The sequence below is a fragment of the Roseateles sp. genome (genome assembly GCF_046300915.1).
GTDB lineage: Bacteria > Pseudomonadota > Gammaproteobacteria > Burkholderiales > Burkholderiaceae_C > Kinneretia.
In genome coordinates this window covers 1-6,275 of the sequence record NZ_JBKCLH010000204.1, presented here as the reverse complement: position 1 = coordinate 6,275, position 6,275 = coordinate 1, and the positions used below count along the sequence as shown (strand labels likewise).

Here is a 6,275-nt window from a genome sequence, read left to right as displayed (position 1 = left end):
GTGGCCGGGCTTGATGGTGCCGCCGTAGATGTAGATGGCCGGCACATTGGCGCGCAGCATGCCCATCATGCCGCCGGGCATGTTCTTGTCGCAGCCGCCGATCACCATCACGCCGTCCAGCCACTGGCCGCCCACGCAGGTTTCCACGCAGTCGGAAATCACCTCGCGCGAGACCAGGCTGTACTTCATGCCCTCGGTGCCCATGGCCATGCCATCCGAGATGGTGGGCGTGCCGAAGAGTTGGGCATTGGCGCCGGCGGCCTTGAGGCCGATCACGGCCGCGTCGGCCAGCTTCTGCAGGCCGGAGTTGCAGGGCGTGATGGTCGAGTGGCCGTTGGCCACGCCGATCATGGGCTTGCCGAAGTCGCTCTCCTGGTAGCCCATGCCGTAGTACATGGAGCGGTTGGGCGCGCGGGCCACGCCCTCGGTGATGTTCTTGGAGCGGCGGTTGTAGCTCATGGGCAAGGTCTCCTGGCGAGTCCGTTCATGCTGGGGAGGCGCCAGTATCCGGCGCGGCTGGCTAGCTTTCAAATATATTATTCATTCTTTATTGATATGGATTACATGAATGATTGAGCCGCGTAGCCTGCGCCAGTTCTTGGCCGTGGCCGAGGAACTGCACTTCGGCCGGGCGGCCGCGCGCCTGCACATGACCCAGCCCCCGCTCACCCAGGCGATCCAGAAGCTGGAGGCCCAGCTGGGGGCGTGAGCCTGTTCGAGCGCAGCAGCCGCTCGGTGGCCCTGAGCCCTGCCGGCGAGGCCCTGCTGCCCGAGGCGCGGCGCCTGCTGGCCGAGCTGGAAGCCCTGCCGGCCCGGGCCCGGGCCGCAGCCGAGGGGCGCCAGGGGCGGCTGCGCCTGGGCTTTGTCTCCACCGTGGGCTTTGGCGAGCTGCCGCGCTGGCTGCGGCGTTTTCGCGAGCAGCAGCCTGGCATCCAGCTCAGCCTGCGCGAGGCCACGCTGGACGTGCAGCTGCAGGACTTCGCGGCCGAGGCCCTGGATGCCGGCTTCGTGATCCACGCCCCCGAGGCCCTGCCCAGTGGCTTCGAGGCCCTGCCCATTGCCCGCGAGCCCCTGGTGCTGGCCCTGCCGGCCGAGCTGCCCCAGGCCGGGCAGGCCCAGCTTGCCGCGGCGGACATCCTGGATCTGCCCCTGGTGATCTTCCCCCGCGAGATCGCGCCCTCGCTCTTCGACGCGGTGCTGGGTTTCTACCGCGCGCATGGCCGCGCCCCGCAGATCGCCCAGGAGGCCATCCAGATGCAGACCATCGTCAACCTGGTCTCGGCCGGCATGGGCGTGGCCTGGGTGCCGGAATCGGTGATGGGCCTGCAGCGCAGCGGTGTGGTCTACCGGCCGGTGGAGGGGCCCGTGCCGGTGAGCGCCACCAGCCTGATCTGGCGGCCCGGCGCGCCGCCCGCGGTGCAGCGCTTTGTGGCCCATGTGCGCGAGGCCTTGGTGGCGACTTGAGGGCGGGGCGGGGCCCGGGGCATCACACGGCGCAGGGTGGCCGGCCCCGTATGATGCGCGACCTGTATCCCTTGAGCGAGAGACGCTGCCGCCATGCTGGTCCATCCCCAGTTCGACCCCATCGCCATCAGCCTGGGCCCCCTGGCCGTGCACTGGTACGGCCTGACTTATTTGGCGGCCTTCGGTCTCTTCCTCTGGCTGGCCACGCGCAAGATCGCTCAGCCCCAGTTCGCCAGCCGCGGCTGGACCCGGCGCGATGTGGACGATCTGCTCTTCTTCGGCGTGCTGGGCGTGGTGCTGGGCGGGCGCCTGGGCTATGTGCTCTTCTACAAGCCGGCCTACTACCTGAGCCACCCGGCCGAGATCCTGGCGGTGTGGAAGGGCGGCATGGCCTTTCACGGCGGATTGCTGGGCGTGATCGTGGCCATGTGGCTCTTTGCCAAGCTGCGCCAGCGCAGCTTCTTCGAGGTGACCGATCTGATCGCGCCCTGCGTGCCCACGGGTCTGGCCGCGGGCCGCTTGGGCAACTTCATCAACGGCGAGCTCTGGGGCCGCGCGGCCGATCCCTCGCTGCCCTGGGCCATGGTGTTTCCGCAGGCGCATGACGGTGGCATTGCCCGCCACCCCTCCCAGCTCTACCAGTTCCTGGGTGAGGGTCTGCTGCTCTTCGTGCTGCTCTGGCTCTATGCCAAGAAACCCCGTGCCACCGGCCAGGTCTCGGGCATGTTCCTGATCGGCTACGGTTTCTTCCGCTTCCTGGCCGAGTTCTTCCGCGAGCCCGACGACTTCCTGGGCCTGCGGGCTCTGAGCCTGAGTCAGGGACAATGGTTGTCCCTGCCCATGATTGCCGCCGGCATCGCCATCTGGCTCTGGGCCGGTCGCCGCGCCCGCGGCGCCAGCGCTGCTTCCTGAGTTCCCATGCGTCAAATCTTCTTCGATACCGAAACCACCGGCCTGTACGCCGAGGGCGGTGACCGTCTGGTCGAAATCGGCTGCGTGGAGATGGTCAACCGCCAGCTCACCGGCAACAACCTTCATATCTACATCAACCCCGAGCGCTCCAGCCATGAGGAAGCGCTCAAGGTGCACGGGCTGACGGACGAGTTCCTGTCCACCAAGCCCAAGTTCGCCGAGATTGCCGATCAATTCATCGAGTATGTGAGCGGCGCCGAGCTGGTGATCCACAACGCCCCCTTCGACCTGGGCTTTGTGAATGCGGAGATGAAGCGCCTGGGCCGCCCGCCCATCCACGATGTGGTGGCCGGCGTGCGCGACACCCTGCTGATGGCGCGCGACCAGTACCCGGGTAAGGCCAACTCGCTGGACGCGCTGTGCCGCCGCCTGGAGGTGGACAACTCCAACCGCAGCTTCCACGGCGCGCTGCTGGACGCGGAGCTGCTGGCCCAGGTCTATATCAATATGACCCGCGGCCAGGACTCCCTGGTCATCGACGAGTCCGGCGCCAGCAGCAATGGCGGCCAGGCGGCGGGGGATGCCCAGTTCGAGGCCGTGGACTTCAGCCGCTTCGCGCTGCCCGTGCTCGTGGCCAGCGAGGCCGAACTCCAGGCCCACGAGAAGGTGCTGGCCGAGCTGGACAAGGCCAGCGGCGGCAAGAGGATCTGGCAAGCTCACTGAATCACTTGCGGATATTCAAAAATCCATGGCATAATCATTGGCTTCCCGGTTGATGAATTTGTTTGGCAGCAATGCAGAGCAGATTTGTCGGGTGACCAGACCGGGCGGTTAGCTCAGCGGTAGAGCACTGCCTTCACACGGCAGGGGTCGCAGGTTCGAACCCTGCACCGCCCACCAAGCTTCAGGGCATCAGGATTGCAGTGGCACTCACCCGCCAGATACCGGGCGGTTAGCTCAGCGGTAGAGCACTGCCTTCACACGGCAGGGGTCGCAGGTTCGAACCCTGCACCGCCCACCAGGATCACCCCGCGCGTTCGCAAGAACCGCGGGGTTTTTCTTTGTGCGGCGCCTACACGGGCATGGCCTCTGCCGACCGGCTTCCAGCCTGCCCCATCCGGACCACGCCGGCCCCTGGTGGAGAATCCGGCCCATGCTCCACAGATGCGTCAAGAAGGCCCGTGGCCATGATTGAATCCTTGCCTGAGCAAGACTGGCCCCGGTTATGGCTCGATGAGCTGCCCATAGGCCGCCTGGCTCCCGGCCACCGCGAGGCTGTCCTGCCTTTGCTGGCCTCGCATGCTGCGCTGGTCGATGGCGAGCTGCGCTGGCGCCCACCCGAGGCCGAGCGCTCGCCGCTGATCCAGGCCGCGGCCCTGGCACTGCGCGATCGCGGTTTGATTCGCGGCTGGCGCGGTGAGGCCTATGCCTGCGAGGCGCCGATGGCTGATCCCTGCACCGAGCGCGGCGCCGAACTGTTCCGCCTGGAGCGCGCGGCCTTTCGCTTCTTCGGTCTGATGAGTCGGGCGGTGCACATCAATGGCTGGTGGCCCGACGCTCGCATGCTCTGTGGCCGCCGCGCCCTGAGCAAGGCGACCGACCCGGGCAAGCTGGACAATCTTGCCGCCGGCGGCCTGAGTGCGGGCGAGGCTCCGCTGGACTGCGCCCGGCGTGAGCTCTGGGAGGAAGCGGGTGTGCCCCCAGCGCTCAGCCGGGACTTGCAGTCAGCGGGCGTGCTACGCAGTTGCCGCGTGGTGCCGGGCGAGGGCCTGCACGACGAGGTTCTGCACATCTACCGGCTTTGCCTCCCGGCGCATTTCATGCCCAGCAACCAGGACGGCGAGGTGGCGGAGTTTCTGGCCCTGGAGCCCGCCGCCCTGCGGGCGCGGCTGGCGGCCGGAGAGTTCAGCCCCGATGCGGGGCTGGTGCTGGTGCACGAGCTTGCGGCCTGCCGTGAGAGCGGGGAGCCGCAGGCCTGAAGCCTTGGCTCAGGCCTCGGCGGCCTCGGCTTGCTCCAGGGCCTCGATGCGCCGCTGCAGATTGGCGGCGCGAATCTTTTCCCGGGTGAGTTCCTCGTCCAGGTTCAGCAATCGATCCTCGACAAAGGAGCGCTCCACCTGCGCGCGCTCCAGCTCGGCCTGCATTTCCGCCAGGCGCTGGCGTGCGCGCTGCAACTCCAGGCTGTCGCTGCGCGTGTTGCCACCGGCCCCACGGCGCGAGGCGGCTGCGGCGCGGGCCTGATCCAGGGCTTGCAGGAGCTTGCGGCGTTGCTGCAGCAAGCGGGCCAGCTCTACCTGCTGCAGGCGGCGCCACTCGGCATAGTCGCCGATGGTCGGGCACTGTTCCGGAGGGCTGAGTCGCGCAAAGTCCATCTGCTCCTCCTCGCTGGAGGGCAGGGCGCTGTCTTCTGGCTCCGCCTGCAGGCGGCCCCCAGCCTGGCTGCGCTCAGAGGCAGGCGCTTCGTTGCCGCCGCGCCCCAGGGCGGCACGTTCAATGCGCTCCATCAGGCGCTGCAGATCACGCACGATGGACTTGAGGGCCTGGCCGGCCTCGCGGCTGTCACCCAGCGCATGGCTCAGGAAGCGCTGTCGCCGATCCTCCTCGCTATTCATGCGCAGATAGGCGGCAACCGCCACGATCACGAAAACGCCGTTGGCCAGCAGCACGCCCAGCGCGGCAATCTGTTCCAGGCTCAGACTCAGAAGAAGACTCATACCAGCAGAAAACTCAGTCGCCCTTGGCCCAGGGATTTGATGCGCAGCGTGAATTCGCTGCGTCCCAGATGCTGTTGCAGCAGTTCCGGGAGTTTGTCAAAACGCTGTCGCACCAGTCGTGCCGCACTCAGGGCCACCTGATCGGCCGGGCTGCGCTTGCGCAGCAGGGGGGCGCAGGCCTGAAGCAGGCGCCCCGCCTGATCCACCACGCGAGTGCCGGGTTCGGTGCCGGACGCGATGCCGGTCTGGATCTCGGCGCTGCTCAAACCACTGGCGGCCCCGCCAATGAGCCAGCAGGCCGCGGTGTCGAGCAGTCCCAGCGCATAGAGACCGCTGCGCTGGGTGCTGCCGTACAGGGCGACCAGCTGCTGCTCGCGTTCGGCCAGCCGCGCGTCGGGCTCGGCCCGCAGCAATTCGAAACCCCGTGTTCCGATATGCATATAGATCTGCTGCTGCAGCTGGGCCAGGGACTCCAGGGCGGCGCCACGGGGCAGGTCTGGCACATGCATGATGTCCGCCGGCGCTGCCATGGGCCGACTCAGCGCCTCGCCCACGGCCTGGCACAGGGACACATCGTCAAAGGGCTTGTTGAGCACGAAGCTCGCCCCCAGCTCGCGGGCCCGATCCAGCTGATCTCTGCGTGTTTCGGTGGTGACCACGCCTATGGGCAGGCCGCCGTGGCCGTGGCGGCGCAGCCAGCGCATCAGCGCGGCGCCGTCCATGCCCGGCATATGCCAGTCGGACAGCAGCAGATCGGGCGTCTCGTCCTCGACCAGGGCCTGCGCCTGCTCGGCGCTGCTGGCGGTGCGGATGTTCAAAGGTGGCAGCGCATTGGACTGCTCCAGCGCACGGCGCATGATGGCCTGTATTGCCCGACTGTCGTCGACGATCAGGACGCTGCGCGGCCGCTCTCCGGATGGCGGCTGCATCGATTGGCTGTGCATGACGGATGATCCCTCGCTGGCCGCCCTCCGGTACGCGGCGTGATGGCGTCTTGTGCGCCTGTCGCCCTCATGGGGCGAACTCGGGCGCAAGTGTGCGCTGCCGACGCGCTCGGGCTTCTGGGGAAAAGCCCTTAGTCAGACCTCGTAATCGGGCCCTCGTGAATTAGTGAACACCGAAACAGCGGCGGGCGCTGCCCTGGGCACAATCGTCCGCATGGATAAAGTCGATGCAGTCGTGGTG

At 67.6% G+C, this 6,275-nt stretch carries 6 protein-coding genes, 2 tRNA genes and 1 pseudogene; 6 read left to right on the top strand and 3 right to left on the bottom strand.

All coding sequences use genetic code 11. The annotated features are described in order from the left end of the window. Nucleotides 1-459, bottom strand: a 459-nt coding sequence (locus ACK5F2_RS15555) for a dihydroxy-acid dehydratase (RefSeq protein ID WP_409866173.1), incomplete at its 3' end; no start/stop codon positions are given. Nucleotides 460-568: 109 nt separating this feature from the next. Between ACK5F2_RS15555 and ACK5F2_RS15550 the strand changes: the two are divergent. The 6 genes and pseudogenes from ACK5F2_RS15550 (at nt 569) to ACK5F2_RS15525 (ending at nt 4,355) form a co-directional block, all read left to right on the top strand. Beyond that, nucleotides 569-1,464: pseudogene (locus tag ACK5F2_RS15550) on the top strand (LysR family transcriptional regulator). Nucleotides 1,465-1,557: 93 nt separating this feature from the next. Then, nucleotides 1,558-2,376, top strand: coding sequence for a prolipoprotein diacylglyceryl transferase (gene lgt / locus ACK5F2_RS15545; RefSeq protein ID WP_409866170.1), 819 nt, complete (start codon nt 1,558-1,560; stop codon nt 2,374-2,376). 6 nt (nt 2,377-2,382) lie between these two features. Continuing rightward, nucleotides 2,383-3,099, top strand: a complete 717-nt coding sequence (dnaQ, locus tag ACK5F2_RS15540; RefSeq protein ID WP_409866168.1) for a DNA polymerase III subunit epsilon — start codon at nt 2,383-2,385, stop codon at nt 3,097-3,099. A gap of 102 nt (nt 3,100-3,201) precedes the next feature. Further along, nucleotides 3,202-3,276 (top strand) — tRNA-Val (locus ACK5F2_RS15535). 46 nt (nt 3,277-3,322) lie between these two features. After that, nucleotides 3,323-3,397 (top strand) — tRNA-Val (locus ACK5F2_RS15530). A gap of 166 nt (nt 3,398-3,563) precedes the next feature. After that, on the top strand, nt 3,564-4,355 hold the full coding sequence (locus ACK5F2_RS15525; RefSeq protein WP_409866166.1) for a DUF4743 domain-containing protein: 792 nt from the start codon (nt 3,564-3,566) through the stop codon (nt 4,353-4,355). A gap of 9 nt (nt 4,356-4,364) precedes the next feature. Here ACK5F2_RS15525 and ACK5F2_RS15520 read toward each other — a convergent pair whose 3' ends face one another. Together ACK5F2_RS15520 and ACK5F2_RS15515 are read right to left on the bottom strand one after the other, a co-directional pair. Continuing rightward, nucleotides 4,365-5,090 carry a hypothetical protein gene (locus tag ACK5F2_RS15520; RefSeq protein WP_409866164.1) on the bottom strand — a complete coding sequence of 242 codons (726 nt, stop codon included), beginning with the start codon at nt 5,088-5,090 and terminating at the stop codon, nt 4,365-4,367. Continuing rightward, on the bottom strand, nt 5,087-6,034 hold the full coding sequence (locus tag ACK5F2_RS15515) for a response regulator (RefSeq protein WP_409866162.1): 948 nt from the start codon (nt 6,032-6,034) through the stop codon (nt 5,087-5,089). The genes ACK5F2_RS15520 and ACK5F2_RS15515 overlap by 4 nt, the downstream gene beginning before the upstream one ends. Between the last annotated feature and the right edge of the window lie 241 nt (nt 6,035-6,275).